At 69.4% G+C, this 17,900-nt stretch carries 20 protein-coding genes; 7 read left to right on the top strand and 13 right to left on the bottom strand.

All coding sequences use genetic code 11. The features are described from left to right. Positions 1 to 74: 74 nt before the first annotated feature. The 3 genes from ispG to dxr all read right to left on the bottom strand — a co-directional run bounded on the left by ispG (position 75) and on the right by dxr (position 4,036). Positions 75 to 1,229, bottom strand: coding sequence for a flavodoxin-dependent (E)-4-hydroxy-3-methylbut-2-enyl-diphosphate synthase (gene ispG / locus R4I43_RS05655; RefSeq protein ID WP_324264444.1), 1,155 nt, complete (start codon positions 1,227 to 1,229; stop codon positions 75 to 77). 279 nt (positions 1,230 to 1,508) lie between these two features. Continuing rightward, complete coding sequence (locus R4I43_RS05650) at positions 1,509 to 2,792, bottom strand: M50 family metallopeptidase (RefSeq protein ID WP_324264443.1); 1,284 nt, start codon at positions 2,790 to 2,792, stop codon at positions 1,509 to 1,511. Continuing rightward, a complete protein-coding gene (gene dxr, locus R4I43_RS05645; RefSeq protein WP_324264442.1) occupies positions 2,792 to 4,036 on the bottom strand; it encodes a 1-deoxy-D-xylulose-5-phosphate reductoisomerase in 1,245 nt (414 codons plus the stop codon). The genes R4I43_RS05650 and dxr overlap by 1 nt, the downstream gene beginning before the upstream one ends. A gap of 104 nt (positions 4,037 to 4,140) precedes the next feature. Between dxr and R4I43_RS05640 the strand changes: the two genes are divergently transcribed. Both R4I43_RS05640 and R4I43_RS05635 read left to right on the top strand, forming a co-directional pair. Next, a complete protein-coding gene (locus R4I43_RS05640) occupies positions 4,141 to 4,410 on the top strand; it encodes a GlsB/YeaQ/YmgE family stress response membrane protein (protein WP_324264441.1) in 270 nt (89 codons plus the stop codon). A 203-nt stretch (positions 4,411 to 4,613) separates the two neighbouring features. Continuing rightward, on the top strand, positions 4,614 to 4,892 hold the full coding sequence (locus R4I43_RS05635) for a DUF2631 domain-containing protein (protein WP_324264440.1): 279 nt from the start codon (positions 4,614 to 4,616) through the stop codon (positions 4,890 to 4,892). Positions 4,893 to 4,961: 69 nt separating this feature from the next. Here R4I43_RS05635 and R4I43_RS05630 read toward each other — a convergent pair whose 3' ends face one another. Both R4I43_RS05630 and rlmN read right to left on the bottom strand, forming a co-directional pair. Then, the gene (locus tag R4I43_RS05630) at positions 4,962 to 5,870 is read right to left on the bottom strand and encodes an alpha/beta hydrolase family esterase (RefSeq protein WP_324264439.1); all 909 of its coding nucleotides are present in this window, start codon (positions 5,868 to 5,870) and stop codon (positions 4,962 to 4,964) included. 148 nt (positions 5,871 to 6,018) lie between these two features. Continuing rightward, the gene (gene rlmN, locus R4I43_RS05625; RefSeq protein ID WP_324264438.1) at positions 6,019 to 7,131 is read right to left on the bottom strand and encodes a 23S rRNA (adenine(2503)-C(2))-methyltransferase RlmN; all 1,113 of its coding nucleotides are present in this window, start codon (positions 7,129 to 7,131) and stop codon (positions 6,019 to 6,021) included. 131 nt (positions 7,132 to 7,262) lie between these two features. Between rlmN and R4I43_RS05620 the strand changes: the two genes are divergently transcribed. Genes R4I43_RS05620 through R4I43_RS05605 form a run of 4 tightly spaced genes read left to right on the top strand, consistent with a single transcriptional unit; the run spans position 7,263 to position 10,448 of the window. After that, the gene (locus R4I43_RS05620; protein WP_324264437.1) at positions 7,263 to 8,156 is read left to right on the top strand and encodes a metal ABC transporter substrate-binding protein; all 894 of its coding nucleotides are present in this window, start codon (positions 7,263 to 7,265) and stop codon (positions 8,154 to 8,156) included. Next, positions 8,153 to 8,872 carry a metal ABC transporter ATP-binding protein gene (locus R4I43_RS05615; RefSeq protein WP_324264436.1) on the top strand — a complete coding sequence of 240 codons (720 nt, stop codon included), beginning with the start codon at positions 8,153 to 8,155 and terminating at the stop codon, positions 8,870 to 8,872. The genes R4I43_RS05620 and R4I43_RS05615 overlap by 4 nt, the downstream gene beginning before the upstream one ends. Further along, positions 8,869 to 9,756, top strand: a complete 888-nt coding sequence (locus R4I43_RS05610; protein WP_324264435.1) for a metal ABC transporter permease — start codon at positions 8,869 to 8,871, stop codon at positions 9,754 to 9,756. Before R4I43_RS05615 ends, R4I43_RS05610 begins: the two co-directional genes overlap by 4 nt. A 5-nt stretch (positions 9,757 to 9,761) precedes the next feature. Further along, positions 9,762 to 10,448 (top strand): metal-dependent transcriptional regulator, encoded by a 687-nt coding sequence (locus R4I43_RS05605; protein ID WP_324264434.1) that lies wholly within the window; start codon positions 9,762 to 9,764, stop codon positions 10,446 to 10,448. Here the strand turns inward: R4I43_RS05605 and R4I43_RS05600 are convergent. Continuing rightward, positions 10,432 to 10,893, bottom strand: coding sequence for a hypothetical protein (locus tag R4I43_RS05600; protein ID WP_324264433.1), 462 nt, complete (start codon positions 10,891 to 10,893; stop codon positions 10,432 to 10,434). The two genes, R4I43_RS05605 and R4I43_RS05600, sit on opposite strands and share 17 nt — an antisense overlap. Positions 10,894 to 11,152: 259 nt before the next feature. Beyond that, positions 11,153 to 12,037, bottom strand: a complete 885-nt coding sequence (locus R4I43_RS05595; protein WP_324264432.1) for a sigma-70 family RNA polymerase sigma factor — start codon at positions 12,035 to 12,037, stop codon at positions 11,153 to 11,155. A gap of 77 nt (positions 12,038 to 12,114) precedes the next feature. On the opposite strand from R4I43_RS05595, the gene R4I43_RS05590 reads away from it, so the two are divergent. Further along, complete coding sequence (locus tag R4I43_RS05590) at positions 12,115 to 12,570, top strand: carboxymuconolactone decarboxylase family protein (protein ID WP_324264431.1); 456 nt, start codon at positions 12,115 to 12,117, stop codon at positions 12,568 to 12,570. Between the two features lie 82 nt (positions 12,571 to 12,652). Here the strand turns inward: R4I43_RS05590 and R4I43_RS05585 are convergent, their stop codons facing one another. The 6 genes from R4I43_RS05585 to rpsB form a co-directional block, all read right to left on the bottom strand. Next, positions 12,653 to 13,384: a class I SAM-dependent methyltransferase gene (locus R4I43_RS05585; RefSeq protein ID WP_324264430.1), complete on the bottom strand. Its 732-nt coding sequence runs from the start codon at positions 13,382 to 13,384 to the stop codon at positions 12,653 to 12,655. Beyond that, positions 13,384 to 14,232 (bottom strand): phosphatidate cytidylyltransferase, encoded by an 849-nt coding sequence (locus tag R4I43_RS05580; protein WP_324264429.1) that lies wholly within the window; start codon positions 14,230 to 14,232, stop codon positions 13,384 to 13,386. Before R4I43_RS05580 ends, R4I43_RS05585 begins: the two co-directional genes overlap by 1 nt. 36 nt (positions 14,233 to 14,268) lie before the next feature. Then, positions 14,269 to 14,826, bottom strand: coding sequence for a ribosome recycling factor (frr, locus tag R4I43_RS05575; protein ID WP_324264428.1), 558 nt, complete (start codon positions 14,824 to 14,826; stop codon positions 14,269 to 14,271). A gap of 101 nt (positions 14,827 to 14,927) precedes the next feature. Continuing rightward, positions 14,928 to 15,677, bottom strand: a complete 750-nt coding sequence (gene pyrH / locus R4I43_RS05570) for a UMP kinase (protein WP_324264427.1) — start codon at positions 15,675 to 15,677, stop codon at positions 14,928 to 14,930. 245 nt (positions 15,678 to 15,922) lie between these two features. Next, positions 15,923 to 16,738: a translation elongation factor Ts gene (tsf, locus tag R4I43_RS05565; RefSeq protein ID WP_324264426.1), complete on the bottom strand. Its 816-nt coding sequence runs from the start codon at positions 16,736 to 16,738 to the stop codon at positions 15,923 to 15,925. Positions 16,739 to 16,927: 189 nt separating this feature from the next. Then, a complete protein-coding gene (gene rpsB / locus R4I43_RS05560; protein WP_324264425.1) occupies positions 16,928 to 17,755 on the bottom strand; it encodes a 30S ribosomal protein S2 in 828 nt (275 codons plus the stop codon). Positions 17,756 to 17,900: the final 145 nt, after the last annotated feature.

The following is a 17,900-nucleotide window of genomic DNA, read 5'->3' as shown; positions in this document are numbered from 1 at the left end:
CGGAGCAGCGCGAACGCCGGAAAAACGCAGATCGGCCGCCCGGACGCGCCGGACGGCCGATCTGCGGTGTCGAGTCAGCTCACGGTGACGGTCGGGCTCGCGCCCTCCTCCACCGGCTCGCCCATCTCTTCGGCGATGCGCATGGCCTCTTCGATCAGGGTCTCGACGATCTGGTGCTCGGGCACGGTCTTGATGACCTCGCCCTTGACGAAGATCTGGCCCTTGCCGTTGCCGGAGGCCACGCCCAGGTCGGCCTCGCGGGCCTCACCGGGACCGTTGACGACGCAGCCCATGACCGCGACGCGCAGCGGGACCTCCATGCCCTCCAGACCGGCGGTGACCTCGTCGGCGAGCTTGTAGACGTCGACCTGGGCGCGTCCGCAGGACGGGCAGGAGACGATCTCCAGCTTGCGCGGGCGCAGGTTCAGCGACTGCAGGATCTGGGCGCCGACCTTGATCTCCTCCACCGGCGGGGCCGACAGGGAGACGCGGATCGTGTCGCCGATGCCCTGTCGCAGCAGCGCACCGAAGGCGGTGGCCGACTTGATGGTGCCCTGGAAGGCCGGGCCGGCCTCGGTGACGCCGAGGTGCAGCGGGTAGTCGCACTGCTCGGCGAGGATCTCGTAGGCCCGCACCATGACCACCGGGTCGTTGTGCTTCACCGAGATCTTGATGTCGTGGAAGTCGTGCTCGGCGAACAAGCTCGCTTCCCACAGCGCCGACTCGGCCAGCGCCTCGGGGGTGGCCTTGCCGTACTTCTGCATCAGGCGCGGGTCGAGGGAACCGGCGTTGACGCCGATGCGGATCGGCGTGCCGTGGTCCTTGGCGGCCTGCGCGATCTCCTTGACCTTGTCGTCGAACTTCTTGATGTTGCCGGGGTTCACGCGCACCGCGGCGCAGCCCGCCTCGATCGCCGCGAAGACGTACTTCGGCTGGAAGTGAATGTCGGCGATGACCGGGATCTGCGACTTCTTGGCGATGGCCGGCAGGGCTTCGGCGTCATCGGCGGTCGGGCACGCGACCCGGACGATGTCGCAGCCCGCAGCGGTGAGCTCGGCGATCTGCTGCAGCGTGCTGTTGACGTCTGCGGTGACGGTCGTGGTCATGGTCTGCACGGAGATGGGGCTCTCGCTGCCCACTCCGACCGGTCCGACCTGCAACTGGCGAGTCTTACGCCGCTCCGCGAGCACCGGGGCGGGGCCCGCGGGCATGCCCAGATCGACGGTCATCGATACCTCTCCACCTCTTCTGGTGTGCTTCGGACGGTGTCCCGCCCGCATTCCACGATACCGGCGCACCTTCATCCGGCTGGACGTCCGGGCGTCTGACGGATCACGTTGGGTGATCGACATCGACCGTTAACGTCCCGTTCGGCCCAGCATCTCGAGCCGAAGCTCACCCTATCGGTGATCTTGCGCTCACAAATACGCGCCGTCTGCATCGCCGAAGGCGACGCGTCCTCCCCTGCTGTGAACCCGGTCCACCACAGCGGTGAAATCGGCGGGCCGCTAGTACAAGGTCACCGGGTTGACGATGTCGGCGACCAGGACCAGCAACGAGTACGCGATGAAGATGAGGCTGACCGCGTAGGCCAGCGGCATCAGGCGCGCCGTGTCGAACGGGCCCGGGTCCGGGCGTTTGACCAGCTTGGCGAAGCCCCGCCGGATCCACTCCCAGACCGCACCCGCGACGTGCCCGCCGTCCAGCGGCAGCAGCGGCAGCATGTTGAACACGAACAGTGACAGGTTCACGCCCGCGAGCAGGTTGAACATCAGGATGATGCGGTCGTCGACCGCGATCTGATCGGTGGCCAGCACCTCACCGCCGAGGCGGCTGGCGCCGACGATGCCCACCGGCGAGTCCTTGTGCCGTTCGCCACCGAAGATCGCCGAGACCAGGTCCGGGACCCGCTGCGGCAGCTCGACGATCTTCTGCGCGGTCATGCCGACGAACTCGCCGATGGTGTTCACCACACCACCGACGTCCTGCTTGACCAGCACCGACGTCGGCGAGAGCCCCAGGAACCCGACCGTCTCGTACTCGCTGGTCGAGTTCAGCTTGGGCCGCTCGGTCTGCATCAGGTCCGCGGTCAGCGTCTCCCGGTGCCCGGCGCGGTCGACCACGACCGGCACGCTGCCCTTGGAGGTGCGGATCTCCTGCTGCAGGTCCTCCCACGAGCTGAACGGCTTGCCGTTGAACTCCAGGATCCGGTCGCCCGGCTTGAACCCGGCCGCGGCGGCCGGTGACGGCTTCGCGCCGGGCGGGCACTTCTGCGTGTCGGGAGCGTTGGCGGGCAGCACGCACTCGCTGACCGAGGAGACCGTCAGCGTCGGGGTGTTGAGGCCGTGCCCCATCAGGATCGCGGCGAAGATGCCGACGGCCAGGATCAGGTTCATCACCGGCCCGGCCATCATCACGATGATCCGCTTCCACGGCGCCCGCTGGTAGAACTGCCGGTGCGCGTCCTCGGGCTTGACGTCCTCGGCCGACATCTGGCGCGCGTCGTCGATCATCGCGCGGAACGGCGAGGACGAAGCGGCGCGGCCGTATTCCTCGTCCTTCTTCGGCGGGAACATGCCGATCATCCGGATGTAGCCGCCGAACGGGATGAGCTTGACGCCGTACTCGGTCTCGCCCTTCTTGCGCGACCAGATCGTGCGCCCGAAGCCGACCATGTACTCGGTGACCTTGACGCCGAACATCTTCGCGGTCGCGAGATGTCCCAGCTCGTGCCACGCGATGGAGAACAGCAGCCCGAAGAAGAAGATCAGAATGCCAATGACGACCAGCACTACTCCGCCTTCCCTCCGGCCAGCTCGCGCGCCCGGGCCCGCGCCCAGTCCTCGGCCGCGAAGACCTCGTCCAGTTCTGATGGCTCGCCGCGCCACTGGTCAGCGGCGGCGAGCGTGTCACCCACAGTCTGCACGATCTCGGTGAACCGGAGTCGGCCGTCGACGAACGCGGCCAGCGCTTCCTCGTTCGCGGCGTTGTAGATGGCGGGCAGGCACCCACCGCCGGAACCGGCCGCGCGGGCCAGCTCCACGGCCGGGAACGTCTCGTCGTCCAGCGGCTCGAACGTCCACGCCTGCGCGTTCTCGAACGTCAGCCGCGGCGCCACCCCCGGCACCCGGCGCGGCCACTCCAGGCCCATCGCGATCGGGATCTTCATGTTCGGCGGGCTGGCCTGCGCGATCGTGGCGCCGTCGGTGTAGGTGACCATCGAGTGCACGATCGACTGCGGGTGCACCACGACGTCGATGCGCGGGTACTCGATGCCGAACAGCAGGTGCGCCTCGATGAGCTCGAGGCCCTTGTTGACCAGGGTCGCCGAGTTGATGGTGACGACGTTGCCCATCGCCCAGGTCGGGTGCGCCAGCGCCTGCTGCACGGTGACCTCGGCGAGGTCCTCGCGCTTGCGGCCTCGGAACGGGCCGCCCGAGGCGGTCAGCACCAGCCGGTCGACGTCGGAGTTGTCGTTGCCGAGCAGGCACTGGGCCAGCGCCGAGTGCTCGGAGTCGACCGGCACCAGCTGCCCGGGCGCGGCCTTGCTCAGCACCAGCGCACCGCCCGCGACCAGCGATTCCTTGTTCGCCAGCGCCAGCTGTGCGCCGGTGGCCAGAGCGGCCAGCGTCAACCGCAGGCCGCGCGAGCCGTCGACGCCGTTGAGCACCACGTCGGCCGGCGCGGCGTCGATGAGCTCCAGCGCGGACTCGGGCCCGGCCAGCAGGCGCGGCAGCTTGAAGTCGCCCTCGGCGTAGCCGCGCTTCTGGGCCTCCGCGTAGAGCGCGAGCTGGACGTCCTCGGCGGCTGTGCCCTTGGCCACGGCCACCACCGGGACCTCGAACTCCAGTGCTTGCGCGGCCAGGGCCTGCGGGTCGCTGCCGCCCGCGGCCAGCCCCACGACCCGGAAGCGGTCGGGGTTGTCGCGCATCACGTCGAGTGCCTGGGTACCGATCGAGCCGGTGGAGCCGAGCACCAGAACGGTGCGCGGAGTGGTGTCGCTCTGTGTGCTCGTGTCCGCGTGCATCGCCGCCATTGTCCCTGAAGGAGGTGAGCAGGTGCCCCTCGCGGTGCACAAATCACTGTCCAGCGTCACGATCGGGGTCAGAGGCCGCTGCCTGATGAATGAAGGAGGCCGTCATGGGCATCATCGGATGGATCGTTCTCGGCTTGATCGTGGGGGCCATCGCGAAGCTGATCATGCCGGGCAAGGACCCGGGCGGCATCCTGGTCACCATGCTGCTCGGCGTGGTCGGCGCCTTCCTCGGCGGACTGCTCGGCAAGTGGATCTTCGGCACCGGCCTCAACGAGTTCTGGTCGCTGCAGACCTGGATCCTGGCGATCGTGGGTTCGCTGATCGTGCTCGGCGTCTACCGCGTCATCGTCGGCCGCAAGGCGGTCAAGGGGTAGTCACCGGTCGCCGTTCACCGGGGTGCCGCGCGAGCCGGGTTCGCGCGGCACCTTTTTCGCTGCTGATGCCGGGCAGGTGGGCGCTCGGGCCCCGATCGGGTGTGCGAGGATGAAGGCGATCGTGGATCGCCGTCCGGCGGTGCGCGAAACCCAAGCAACAGGCTTTCCGGCCGCGCGTGGCCGGTGTGGCGCAGGAGGGGAACGTGGCGAGCACCGAGCTGGAGAAGAAGCCCAGCCAGGCCATCGACCCGGCCGAGGAACCGTCGGTCGAGTGGGGCTGGCACGGCGGTTTCCCGAAGGGCACCCAGATCGCCGGCTGGTTCTCGGTCGTCGCGATCCTGCTCATGCTCATCGGCAACCACCAGGGCATCCTCAGTGGTGGCGGGCACTTCAAGATGGAGGACCTGTGGCTGATCGGCACGGCCGCGGTCCTGGTCGTCGGCCTGTTCATCGACCTGGCCAAGAACAAGCGCCGCCGCTGACCTGAGCCTTCCGAGAAGCCGCCCCCGGAACCCTGAGGGCGGCTTTTCGCTGTTCAGCGGGGGTCGCGCTCAGCGCAACGGGTGCCGGGCGAAGAAGTCCATGATCAGCGGGGTCGCGTCGATCGGCGCGGGCTGGTCGGAATCCGGGTTCGGGTGGGTCGCCGGCCAGTCGTGGGCGACCGAGTCCATCCGGTGGTGGACCACCTCGGCGTTCGAATCGCAGGCCCGGTATTCGACGGTGCGCACCCCGTCGCCCTCGTCGCGGGTGACCGGGTCCGGGGCGCAGCCGTTGCGCTCGCCCCACGCCGCGAGCCATTCCGGGATCGGCGGGAGTCCGCGCGCCGCGTCCCCGTCGTAGGGGACCGTCTCGTCGATCGCGCCGTGGAAGTCGAGGATCGGTGCCGGACGAGCCGGTTCGCAGGCCCCGCCCTGCGGGTAGAAGGCACCGGACACCGGCGCGAACGCCGCGATCCGGTCGCTCATGCGGCAGGCGAGGACCCCGACGAAACTGCCGCCGTTGGACTTGCCCGCCGCGTAGATGCGGGCCGGGTCGACGCACAGCTCCTGCTGCAGCTCGTCGAGCAGGTCACCGGTGAACCGGACGTCGTCGGCCTCGGCCGAGTACGGAGCGCCCTGCCAGGCCGTCTCGCCGTCGGTGCCGACGAGCCCCTGCGGGTACACCGCGATGGCGTCGGTGCCGGAGAACTCCGACAGCTCCTCCTGGTAAGCGGAGTCGCGCGAGTGCCCGTGGAAGGACAGCACCACCGGGGTCGGCCGCAGCGGCACGTAGTTCTCCGGAACGTGCAGCAGGTACGTGCGGGTGACCCCGCCCGACACGATCTCCCGGGTCACCGATTCCCCGGGCTGTGCAGCGGTGTTCCCGCAGCCCGTCGTCGGCACCGCCCGGTCGGGCACCTCCGCGTGGGCGGGTGCGGCGAGCAGCACCAGCGCCGCCGCGACGATCGAATGAAACCGCAACGCCACGAATTCTCAGGTCAGGCACCCTTGCCTCCCAGCTCGATCACTGAGACCCGAGGATCATCGAGCACCGGAGGCGAACCCACCCACTTCTGTTCATTGCGGTCACGAACTCACGACCGCGGGCACCTGGCCGTGGGCGGGGTGGTCACTCCTCGGCCGCGAGCTGGCCGCAGGCCGCTGCGATCTCCTGGCCCCGGGTGTCCCGGACCGTGCAGGAGACGCCGGATTCGCGGACCCGGCGGACGAACTCGCGCTCGACCGGCTTGGGGCTGGCGTCCCACTTGCTGCCCGGGGTCGGGTTCAGCGGGATCAGGTTGACGTGCGCGAACTGGCCGAGGTGCTTCTTGAGCAGCTTGCCGAGCAGGTCGGCGCGCCACGGCTGGTCGTTGATGTCGCGGATCAGCGCGTACTCGATCGACACCCGGCGGCCGGTGTGGTCGGCGTAGCCGCGGGCGGCCTCCAGGACTTCGGCGACCTTCCAGCGGTTGTTGACCGGCACCAGCGTGTCGCGCAGCTCGTCGTCCGGGGTGTGCAGCGACACCGCCAGCGTGACGTGCAGGTTCTCGGCCGTCATCTTCCGGATCGCCGGCACCAGGCCGACCGTGGAGACCGTCACCGAGCGCTGCGACAGGCCCAGCCCGTCAGGGGCGGGGTCGCAGATGCGGTGCACCGCGTCGATCACCCGGCGGTAGTTGGCCAGCGGTTCGCCCATGCCCATGAACACCACGTTCGACAGGCGTCCGGGCCCGCCCGGGACCTCGCCGTCGCGCATCATGGCCGCCGCCGAGCGGACCTGGTCGACGATCTCGGCGGTGGAGAGGTTGCGCTGCAGGCCGCCCTGGCCGGTGGCGCAGAACGGGCAGGCCATGCCGCATCCGGCCTGGCTGGAGATGCACACAGTCGCGCGGTCCGGGTAGCGCATCAGGACGCTCTCCAGCAGCGTCCCGTCGTGCGCCTTCCACAGCGTCTTGCGGGTGGTGCCCTCGTCGGTGTCGAGGTTGCGGACCGGGCTGAGCAGCTGCGGCAGCAGCGCGGCCCCGAGCGCCTCGCGGCTGGCCGCGGGGATGTCGGTCATCGACTCGACGTCGGCGTTGAGCCGCCCGAAGTAGTGGCTGGCGAGCTGCTTGGCGCGGAACGGCTTCTCCCCCAGCTCGGCGACGACAGCCTTCCGCTCCTCGGCGGAGAGGTCGGCGAGGTGGCGCGGCGGCTTGCCGCGGCGCGGGGCGTCGAAGACGAGCGGCAGGGATTTCGTAGACATAGCGCCCTACAGTCTCCCACGTCCGGAGAGGATCTCGGTGGGCAGCCGGTCCGGCCGGTCCGTTGGCCTTCGCGATTCGCCGATGTATGGTTTTCGGCGTGGCGAAACCAGGATTGGCGAGGCACCGAAACATGGCCGCTCTGGTCGTGCTCGCGATGCTGGTGTCGGCCTGCGGCACCGGGCTGGGTCAGCCCGACGACGGCCGCAAGCACGTCGTCACCACGTTCACCGTGCTCGCCGACATGGCGCGCAACGTCGCCGGCGACGCCCTGGTCGTCGAGTCCATCACCAAACCCGGCTCCGAGATCCACGAGTACGAACCCACCCCCAGCGACATGCTCAAGGCCGCCAAGGCCGACGTCGTGCTGGACAACGGGCTCGGCCTGGAGCGCTGGTTCGACCGGTTCGTGCAGCGCAGCGAGGCCCGGCACGTGACGCTGACCGAAGGCGTCGACCCGATCCCGATCCGCAGCGGCGAGTACCAGGGCAAGGCCAACCCGCACGCCTGGATGTCGCCGCGCACCGCCGCGATCTACGTCGCCAACATCAGGGACACCTTCATCCGCCTCGACCCCGCTCACGAGGCGACCTTCCGCGCCAACGCCGACGCCTACCTGGCGCGGCTCGCCGAGATCGACCGCTACCTGCACGACGAGCTCGCCGCGCTGCCCCCGTCGCAGCGAGCGCTGGTCAGCTGCGAAGGGGCCTTCTCCTACCTGGCGCGCGACGCCGGGCTCGGCGAGGCCTACCTGTGGCCGGTCAACAGCGAGTCCGAGGGCACGCCGCAGCAGATCAAGGCCACCACCCAGTTCGTCCGCGCCAACGCGGTCCCGACGGTGTTCTGCGAATCCACCGTCAACGACGGCCCGCAGCGCCAGGTCGCCCGCGAGACCGGGGCGGAGCTGGGCGAGAAGCTCTACGTCGACTCGCTGTCCGGCCCCGAGGGGCCGGTGCCGACCTACCTGGACCTGCTGCGCCACGACGCGCGCGTGATCGTCGCCGGACTGCGCGGAGGGACACCGTGACCGCCATCAGCGCCCACCACGTCACCGTCCGCTACGGCGACGTCCTCGCCCTCGACGACGTGTCGGTGGACATCCGCGAAGGACGCATCTGCGGCCTGCTGGGGATGAACGGATCGGGCAAGTCGACCCTGTTCAAGTCGCTGATGGGCCTGGTCAGGCCGGACGCGGGCGACATCCGGATCATGGACCGCGACCGCAAGCAGGCCCGGCGTGCGGGGCTGCTCGCCTACGTTCCGCAATCCGAGGCAGTGGACTGGACGTTCCCGGTGACGGTCTCCGACGTGGTGCTGATGGGCCGCTACGGGCACCTCGGGCTCACCCGCCGCCCTCGCCGCGCCGACAAGGCCGCGATGCGCGCGGCGCTGACCCGCGTGGGGCTCACCGACCTGGCCCACCGGCCCATCGGCGAGCTCTCCGGCGGTCAGCGCAAGCGGGCCTTCGTGGCGCGCGGCATCGCCCAGGACGCGCGGCTGCTGTTCCTCGACGAACCCTTCGCCGGGGTCGACAAGAAGTCCGAGGCGATGATCAGCGACCTGCTGCGGGAGCTGCGCGACGAGGGGCGCACCGTGGTCATCTCCACCCACGACCTGGCCAGCGTCCCCGAGCTGTGCGACGAAGCGGTCCTGCTGCAGCAGCGGGTGATCGCCCACGGCGAGATCGACGAAGTCCTGGCACCGGAGACGCTGGCACGCACGTTCGGGGTGGAAGCGCGATGATCGAGTGGCTGATCGAACCCCTGCAGTTCGGGTTCATGCAGCGGGCACTGCTGGTCAGCCTGGTCGCGGGGCTGGTGTGCGCGGTGCTCTCGTGCTGGGTGACGCTGATCGGCTGGTCGCTGCTCGGCGACGCCGTCTCGCACGCCGTGCTGCCGGGAGTGGTGCTCGCCTACGTGCTGGGGATGCCGTTCTCGGTGGGGGCGTTCCTGTTCGGCAGCCTCGCGGTCGGGCTGATCGCGGGCGTGCGCAGCACCACCCGCCTCAAGGGCGACGCGGCGATCGGCGTGGTGTTCACCGGCCTGTTCGCGCTGGGACTGGTGCTGGTGTCGCGGATCCCCAGCCAGGTGGACCTCAACCACATCCTGTTCGGCAACGTCCTGGGCGTCACCGACTTCGACATCGCGCAGGTCCTGATCATCGCGGCGGCGGTGCTCGCGGTGGCGCTGCTCAAGCGCCGCGACCTCACGCTCTACGCCTTCGACCCCACGCACGCGCACGCGATCGGCATCTCGCCGCGCCGGATCAGCACCCTGCTGCTGGCGATGCTGGCGCTGACCGTGGTCGTCGCCCTGCAAGCCGTCGGGGTCGTGCTGGTCACGGCCATGCTGATCACACCTGGCGCGACCGCGTTCCTGCTGACCAAGCGGTTCCCGCAGATGCTGGCCACGGCCGCCGGCCTGTCGGTGCTGTCCGCGGTGACCGGCACCTACCTGAGCTTCCACATCGACACCTCGACCGGCGGGATGATCGTGCTCTGCCAGGCCGTGGTGTTCGCGATCGCCTACCTGCTCGCGCCCGGTCAGGGCTTGATCCCCCGTGCGCTGCGACGACGCGCGGTGGCCGGTGACCGAACGACCGCGATGACGGTGCCGCCCGTATCGTGAAAGTCATGCCGAGCGAAACCGAGCGCCCGTCGCCTTCGGTGGAGGACTACCTCCGGGCGATCTACGGGCTCAGCGAACGGGGCGAGCCCGTCACCAACGCGACGCTGACCGCGCGCCTCGGACTCAGCCCATCCTCGGTGTCCGGCATGATCAACAAGCTGGACCAGCTGGGCCTGGTCACCCACGTCCGCTACCGCAGCGTCGAGCTCACCCCCGAAGGCCGCCGGCTCGCGCACTCCGTGCTGCGCAGGCACCGGCTCATCGAGTTGTTCCTGGTCGAGGAGCTGGACTACGGCTGGGACGAGGTGCACAGCGAAGCCGACGCCCTGGAGCACGCGGTCTCCGACGAGCTCGTCGAGCACATCGCCGCCAAGCTCGGCAACCCCACCGTCGACCCGCACGGCGACCCGATCCCCACCGCCGAAGGCGAACTCGCCGCGCCCCGGACCCGGCAGCTCGACCAGATCGAGCCCGGCACCATCGGCACCATCGCGCGGGTCTGGGACACCGACTCGAAACTGCTGCGCTACCTCACCGAGCACGGCATGACGCTGGGTTCGCGGATCGAGATCGTGGAGCGCAAGCCCTTCGGCGGGCCGCTCGTGGTGCGCGTCGGCGAACCCCCGCACGCCGAAACGCACTTCGTGGGCGACGAGATCGCGGCCGCCCTGTCGATCAGCGTGCAGAGCTAGGTTCGCCGGTCAGCCGCGAACCGACCGCGTGGGAGGGCACCACCTGCTGCGGCTCGACCTGGGCGATCTCCTCGCCGTAGATCTGCTCGGTGACCAGCCTGCTGTGCAGCTCGTCGGTGCGGTGCGCGCCGAGCACCGCCATCAGCAGGTCGAAGCGGCTGTTGGTCAAGGTCACCGCGACGTAGCAGAACCCGCCCATCCCGGAGAACACCAGGCCCGCCACGATCCACATGTTGAGCCCCTGCGCCAGGGCCATCACCGAGGCGCCCAGCAGCATCGCGGACCCGAACGCCACGGCTCGCGCGATGACCGCCTGCCGGAACATCGACCGGAACGCCGGGTACTGGTGGCACAACTGGCGAACGAGGCGCGCACGCTCATGGCGGTCCAGTTGAGCGAGCCGGCTGAGACCCGCGGTCACCGGCTGCGCCGCGCGGAAGGCCATGACTGCTCCTGAAAACCCGTGTGCGTGCATACGACAACTCCAGTCGATCACGTGGTTCGGCGGCTATCAAGGCGTCATTCGGGGGCTACGCGTTGCAGAAGGGCCACGAAGCCGTGACGCTCCCTACAACCAAAGCGTTTTCGACGGATCCACGAGGTGGTTGCTCTGCGTGGCGGTGCGGGTGGCGGAACCTGGGCGGCGGTCCCAGCCGCGAGAGTGGTGAAGGAGAATGCGGCTCCGCCGCATGCTTGAACCTGCCTCAGTCCAGGACCAGCGGGTCCAGTTCTGCGATGTGGTCGCGGTCGGCGATGACCTCGATCTCGGCGATGCGGCCGCCGCGGATGGTCATGACGAAGACCGAGTGCGCCTTGCCGCGTGGCGCGTAGGCCGCGCCGATGGCGTCGGCGACCAGCGCCGGGCGCGCCAGCTTGGCCCCGCCCTGGAACGCCTCGGCCACCAGCTCCGCCCCGCGCGACTCCGCGGTGAGCGCCGGAGCCCCGGCCTTGCGGGCGCGGGCAGCGGTGTCGACCGCGCGCTGGTCGGCGCGCAGCACCACGTCCGGGTCGAGCACGGCGACCAGACCCTCGAAATCACCTTCCCTGGCCGCGCGCAGGAAGGCGTCGACGACCTCGCGCTGCGCGACCAGGTCCGGTTCCGGACGCCCGCTGCTGCGGACCCGGCGGCGCGCCCGGCTGGCCAGCTGCCGCGTGGCCGCCGAGCTGCGGCCCACGATCGGAGCGATGTCGTCGAACGGCACGGCGAACATGTCGTGCAGGACGAACGCGAGCCGCTCCGCGGGGTCGAGCGCGTCCAGGACGACGAACAGCGCCAGGCCCACCGAGTCGGCCATCACCGCTTCGGCCTCCGGTGTCCGCCCCTCACCCCGTTCCGGCAAGTCCTCGGCCGGGTGCTCGGGCCGGGAACGGCGAGCGCGCAGCATGTCCAGGCAGACCCGGCCGACGATGGTGGTCAGCCAGCCGCCGAGGTTCGCCACCTCGTCGGCTCCGGCCCGGTCGACCCGCATCCAGGCCTCCTGCACGGCGTCCTCGGCCTCGGCGTGGGAGCCGAGCATCCGCAGCGCGACCGCCTTCAGGCGCCTGCGGTGCTGCTCGAACTGCCTGGCCAGGAATTCGCTGTCGCCCATCGGTCACATTCCTTCGTCTCGGCCCGTCATGGGGGTGACGAGCCGGAACCGGCTCATGTGACAGGGAGGTGCCCATCATGGAAGCACGGATGAACAACCCCGCGATGCTGTTGCCGGACGCGTTCAAGTCGATCCAGGCGTTGCTGAAGACCGTCCAGGCGGTCGACATCCCCGCGCAGACGCTGGAACTGGTGCACATGCGCTCCAGCCAGATCAACGGGTGCAGCTTCTGCGTGCACTACAGCGCGCGGCAGCTCAAGCAGGGCGGCATGAGCGACGACCGGCTCTGGTCGGTGGCCGCCTGGCGGGAGGCGCCCTGGTTCACCGACGCCGAGCGGGTGGCCCTGGAATTCGCCGAGGCGACGACCCGGGTGGCCGATCGCGGCGACCCCGTCGACGACGAGCTGTTCAAGCGCGTCAGCGAGCACTACGACGAGGAGCAGATCGCGGCGCTGATCCTCATGATCGGCCTGTCGAACCTGTTCAACCGCATCAACGCCGTCACCCGCCAACCGGCGGGCGTCACCTTCTGACCCGAATATCCGCTGAGATCCGTGTCCCGATTTCCGCTGAGGTCCGGGCACGGATTTCCGCTGCGCCCGGCCCCTGGGGAGGTCAAGGCGCGAGGAGACCCGTGGGCTTAGTCCTGGTCCTGAGGCGGTAGGTGACCGGGATCGTCCGGCCCGGTGACTCGGTGGCCGCCCGAGCGGCCGTCTTGGCGGAGAACTCGATGCGCAGGACCGCCTCCAGGGTGTCCCGGTCGTGGAAGCGCCACAGCGTCGGCACCGAGGTGCTGGTGAAGTGGTGGCGGGCGAAGAAGGACTCGATCCGCACCGGATCGATCTGCGGGGCGTCGGCGCGCATCCAGTCGCCGTAGGGCGGGCAAGCCGTGTCGAGGTCGATGATCGCGAGCGTGCCACCTGGACGCAGGACCCGTTCGGCCTCGGCCAGACCCGGTTCGCAACCCGGCCCGAAGAAGTACGCCGTGCGGGCGTGCAGCAGGTCGACGCTGCCGTCCGCCAGCGGCAGCCGCTGGGCGGGCGCGACCCGGACGTCCAGGCCCGGCGTGCCGGAGGTGCGCTCACGAGCTCGCTCGGCCAGCGGCTCGTGCGGCTCGACGCCAATCACCGAGCGGGCGGTGGCGGCGAAGACCGGCAGGTGGAAGCCGTCGCCGCAACCCACGTCGACCACGTCCAGACCGGCCCAGTCGCGCTCGGCCCGCAACGCCTTCCACAACGCCCCGGCGGAGTCCTGAGCGCGGTTCTCCGCCTCGTAGACCTCCGGCCAGTTCCAGATGTTCGGGCTCGGCGTGACCTCCGGAACCCGCTTCTCGCGCCAGGTCCGCATCAGCTCGGAATGAGCCAGAAGAGCATCATCCAGGCCAGCGGTGCCGACGGCAGCAGCGAATCCATCCGGTCCATCAGACCGCCGTGACCGGGCAGCAGGTTGCCCATGTCCTTGATGCCCAGATCGCGCTTGATCACCGACTCCATCAGGTCGCCGACCGTCGCGCTGCACACCAGCGCCGCACCGACCAGCGCACCCATCCACCACTGGCCGTCGAGCAGCAGCCACACCGACAGCACACCCGCCAGCACACCGCCGACCATCGACCCGCCGAAGCCCTCCCAGGACTTCTTCGGGCTGATCACCGGCGCCATCGGGTGCTTGCCGAACAGCACGCCGAACGCGTAACCACCGGTGTCGGAGGCGACCACGCAGATCAGGAACACCAGCGCCCGGAAGGCACCGTCCTCCGGGCGCACCAGCATCGCGGCGAACGCCGTGAACAGCGGCACGTAGGCGGCGGTGAACACCGAGGCGGTCACGTCGCGCAGGTAACCGTCGATGCCGTCGCGGAACCGCCAGACCAGGCAGCCCAGCACGGTGATCGCGAACGAGATCAGGATTCCGCGCAACCCGAACGGCCAGGACAGCCACATCATGGCCTGCCCGCCGACCAGCACCGGGACCAGCGAGACGCGGATGCCCGCCGCGCGTCGCACGGCCTGCGCCAGCTCGATGGTCGACACCAGGGCGGCCGCTGCGGCGATGCCGATGAACACGAACCGGACCATCAGCAACGAGAGGATGACAGCCGCCCCGAGCACGACCCCGACGCCGATGGCTGCGCGGAGATCACGACCGGCCCGGGAGGGACGCGAAGGCGGGTCCGGAACGTCGTCGGCCGACATTCCGGACTCGTCTGCACACTGGCCGGGCGTCACCACTCAGACCTCGAGGAGTTCCGCTTCCTTGTGCTTGAGCAGCTCGTCGACCTGACCGGTGTAGCGGTGGGTCAGGTTCTCGAGTTCCTTCTCCGCACGCGAACCCTCGTCCTCGCCGGCTTCGCCGTCCTTGACGATGCGCTCGATCTCTTCCTTGACCTTGCGGCGGATGCCGCGGATGGTGACCCGGCCTTCCTCGCCCTTGGACTTGGCGAGCTTGACCATCTCCTTGCGGCGCTCCTCGGTCATCTGCGGGATCGCGACGCGGATGAGCTGGCCGTCGTTGGACGGGTTGACCCCGAGGTCGGAGTCGCGGATCGCCTTCTCCATCGCACCCAGCTGACTGGCGTCGTAGGGCTTGATGACGACCAGCCGCGCCTCCGGGACGGAGATGCTGGCGAGCTGGTTCAGCGGCGTCGGCGATCCGTAGTAGTCGACGACGATGCCGGAGAACATCGCGGGGTTCGCGCGACCGGTGCGGACGGAGGCCAGCTCGTCCTTGGCCACCTCCACAGCCTTTTGCATCTTCTCCTCGCCTTCGAGAAGAGCTTCGTCGATCACGGCTGCTCCTTAAGTCTGCCGACCAGTGGACGTTGCAAGTGTGGCGTGTCGCTCAGCGCACCCCTGGGGCGGCCCTGCGACCAGATCAGGATCCAGCACCCTCAAAGCTTCTCGGCGCCCGGGGTGCTGACCAGCGTGCCGATTTTCTCACCGCCCACCGCGCGGGCGATGTTTCCTTCCTCCAGAAGGTTGAACACCAGCATCGGCATGTAGTTGTCCATGCACAGGCTGAACGCCGTGGCGTCGGCGACCTTCAGGCCGCGCTCCAGCACCTCGCGGTGGGTGATGTGCTCGAACAGCTTCGCGTCCGGCGTCGTCTTGGGATCGGCGGTGTAGACGCCGTCGACGGCCTTGGCCATCAGCACGACCTCGCAGCCGATCTCCAGCGCGCGCTGCGCGGCGGTGGTGTCGGTGGAGAAGTACGGCATGCCGGTGCCGGCGCCGAAGATCACCACGCGACCCTTCTCCATGTGCCGCATCGCGCGTCGCGGGATGTAGGGCTCGGCGACCTGACCCATCGTGATCGCAGTCATCACCCGGGTGTCGATGCCGTGCTCGCGTTCCAGGAAGTCCTGCAGTGCCAGGCAGTTCATCACCGTGCCCAGCATCGCCATGTAGTCGCCGCGCGCGCGGTCCATGCCGCGCTGCTGCAGCTCGGCGCCGCGGAAGAAGTTCCCGCCGCCGATGACGATGGCCACCTCGACCCCGTCGGCGACGATCTCGCCGATCTGCCGGGCCACGGTGGCGACCACTTCGGGATCGATTCCGACGCTGCCGCCGCCGAACATCTCGCCGCCGAGCTTGAGCAGCACGCGACCGTAACCACGCTTAGCCGGGCCGTCGTCGGTCACTTGAATCCTCCCGCGAGGTCTTGATCGTGCACTTCATCAGGTGTTCGTGCGGGTCATGAACCGGGTACCCGGCTGGTGAGCGCTGATACCCGGTGCGGTTCCGCAGCGCGGAACCGCCGTTACCTTGCAAAAGCGCCCCGCCTCGACAACGAAGGCGGGGCGCCGTGCCGTCTTCCACGGCCGCCGGGGCCGGTGCGCCGGCCGAACCCGTCACCGGGCGCGGCCGGCCTCCGCCGCGGCGTGGCTCAGGCCTGGCCGACCTCGAACCGGACGAAACCGGTCACGGTCACGCCGGCCTCGTCCAGCAGGGCCTTGACGGTCTTCTTGTTGTCCTGCACGGACGGCTGGTCCAGCAGGCAGTTCTCCTTGAAGAAGCCGTTGAGGCGACCCTCGATGATCTTCGGGATGGCCTTCTCCGGCTTGCCCTCCTCCTTGGCGGTCTCCTCGGCGATCCGGCGCTCGTTGGCCTGGATGTCCTCGGGGACCTCGTCGCGCGAGAGGTAGGTGGGCTTGAGCGCGGCGACCTGCATCGCGGCGCCGCGAGCGGCCTCCGCGTCGTCACCGGTGTACTCGACCAGCACGCCGACCGCCGGGGGCAGGTCCGCCGAGCGGCGGTGCAGGTAGGTGGCCACCTGGCCGTCGAACTTCTTCGCCCGGCGCAGCTCCAGCTTCTCGCCGATCTTGGCGGAGAGCTCCTGGATCGCGTCGGCGACGGTCTTGTCGTCCAGCTTCGCGGCCAGCGCGGAGTCGACGTCGGTCGCACCCGCGGCGGCCGCAGCGGCGACGACCTTGTTGGCCAGCTCGATGAACTCGTCGTTCTTGGCGACGAAGTCCGTCTCGCTGTTGATCTCGATCAGCACGCCGCCCTCGGCGGCGACCAGGCCCTCGGCGGTGGCGCGCTCGGCACGCTTGCCCACGTCCTTGGCACCCTTGATGCGCAGGCTCTCGACGGCCTTGTCGAAGTCGCCGTCGTTCTGCTCAAGAGCCTTCTTGCAGTCCATCATGCCGGCGCCGGTCAGCTCGCGAAGACGCTTGACGTCGGCCGCACTGAAGTTCGCCATCGTGCGTAGTCCGTCCCTGTTGATACGGAGTTGGAAGATCTTTCCGAATGTTCCACCCGACACCGCGCGATGCGCCGCGGTCAGCGGCAGTGCTCTCGGCCCGGCGTGGGTCGGTTGCCAGTGTGACTGGCCAGCAGCCTGATCGCGCTGCGCACCCGCCGGAGTTCAGCGGGTGCGCAGCGCGGGTGATCAGGACTGCGCGGGCTGCTGCTCGCCGCCCTCGGCGGCCTGGCCGGAACCGGCCAGCAGTTCCTTCTCCCACTCGGCCAGCGGCTCGCCACCGGCCGGCTTCTCCTCGCCGCCCTCGGCGGGGGCACCGTTGTTGCGGCCGGAGCGGGCCATCAGGCCCTCGGCAACACCATCGGCGACCACGCGGGTCAGCAGCGCGGCGGAGCGGATCGCGTCGTCGTTGCCCGGGATCGGGTAGTCGACCTCGTCGGGGTCGCAGTTGGTGTCCAGGATCGCGACGACCGGGATACCGAGCTTGCGAGCCTCGCCGACGGCGATGTGCTCCTTCTTGGTGTCCACGATCCACACGGCGCTGGGCACCTTGGACATGTCGCGGATACCGCCGAGCGTCTTCTCCAGCTTGTCCTTCTCGCGGGTCAGCATCAAGATCTCCTTCTTGGTGCGACCCTCGAAGCCACCGGTCTGCTCCATCGTCTCGAGTTCCTTGAGACGCTGCAGACGGCGGTGGACGGTCTGGAAGTTGGTGAGCATGCCGCCCAGCCAGCGCTGGTTGACGTACGGCATGCCGACCCGCAGGGCCTGCTCGGCGATCGCTTCCTGCGCCTGCTTCTTGGTGCCGACGAACAGGATCGTGCCGCCGTGGGCGACGGTCTGCTTGATGAAGTCGAACGCACCATCGATGTAGGTCAGCGTCTGCTGCAGGTCGATGATGTAGATGCCGTTGCGCTCGGTGAAGATGTAGCGCTTCATCTTCGGGTTCCAGCGACGGGTCTGGTGCCCGAAGTGCACGCCGCTGTCGAGCAGCTGCTTCATGGTGACGACGGCCATGGCCTGTGTTCACCTCTTGAGTCGGGCGCGCCCGCTTCCGGGCGCGCGTTCGGGTTGCCGCGGCGGGCCGGGTGACCCGCCGCCCTGGTGCCCGGCCCGGCTCCCCCACCCGCCCTTGTCACGGGGCGGGACCACGAGGGATCCG

It is taken from the genome of Saccharopolyspora mangrovi (assembly GCF_035320975.1).
Classification (GTDB): Bacteria; Actinomycetota; Actinomycetes; order Mycobacteriales; family Pseudonocardiaceae; genus Saccharopolyspora; species Saccharopolyspora mangrovi.
This window is presented reverse-complemented; position numbering and strand designations above follow the sequence as displayed.

Coding starts and splice junctions, on each gene's coding strand:
- ispG (WP_324264444.1), bottom strand. CDS start 1,229: ATGACCGTCGATCTGGGCATGCCCGCGGGCCCCGCCCCGGTGCTCGCG.
- dxr (WP_324264442.1), bottom strand. CDS start 4,036: ATGGCGGCGATGCACGCGGACACGAGCACACAGAGCGACACCACTCCG.
- R4I43_RS05640 (WP_324264441.1), top strand. CDS start 4,141: ATGGGCATCATCGGATGGATCGTTCTCGGCTTGATCGTGGGGGCCATC.
- rlmN (WP_324264438.1), bottom strand. CDS start 7,131: ATGTCTACGAAATCCCTGCCGCTCGTCTTCGACGCCCCGCGCCGCGGC.
- R4I43_RS05620 (WP_324264437.1), top strand. CDS start 7,263: ATGGCCGCTCTGGTCGTGCTCGCGATGCTGGTGTCGGCCTGCGGCACC.
- R4I43_RS05610 (WP_324264435.1), top strand. CDS start 8,869: ATGATCGAGTGGCTGATCGAACCCCTGCAGTTCGGGTTCATGCAGCGG.
- R4I43_RS05605 (WP_324264434.1), top strand. CDS start 9,762: ATGCCGAGCGAAACCGAGCGCCCGTCGCCTTCGGTGGAGGACTACCTC.
- R4I43_RS05600 (WP_324264433.1), bottom strand. CDS start 10,893: ATGGCCTTCCGCGCGGCGCAGCCGGTGACCGCGGGTCTCAGCCGGCTC.
- R4I43_RS05595 (WP_324264432.1), bottom strand. CDS start 12,037: ATGGGCGACAGCGAATTCCTGGCCAGGCAGTTCGAGCAGCACCGCAGG.
- R4I43_RS05590 (WP_324264431.1), top strand. CDS start 12,115: ATGGAAGCACGGATGAACAACCCCGCGATGCTGTTGCCGGACGCGTTC.
- R4I43_RS05585 (WP_324264430.1), bottom strand. CDS start 13,384: ATGCGGACCTGGCGCGAGAAGCGGGTTCCGGAGGTCACGCCGAGCCCG.
- R4I43_RS05580 (WP_324264429.1), bottom strand. CDS start 14,232: ATGTCGGCCGACGACGTTCCGGACCCGCCTTCGCGTCCCTCCCGGGCC.
- tsf (WP_324264426.1), bottom strand. CDS start 16,738: ATGGCGAACTTCAGTGCGGCCGACGTCAAGCGTCTTCGCGAGCTGACC.
- rpsB (WP_324264425.1), bottom strand. CDS start 17,755: ATGGCCGTCGTCACCATGAAGCAGCTGCTCGACAGCGGCGTGCACTTC.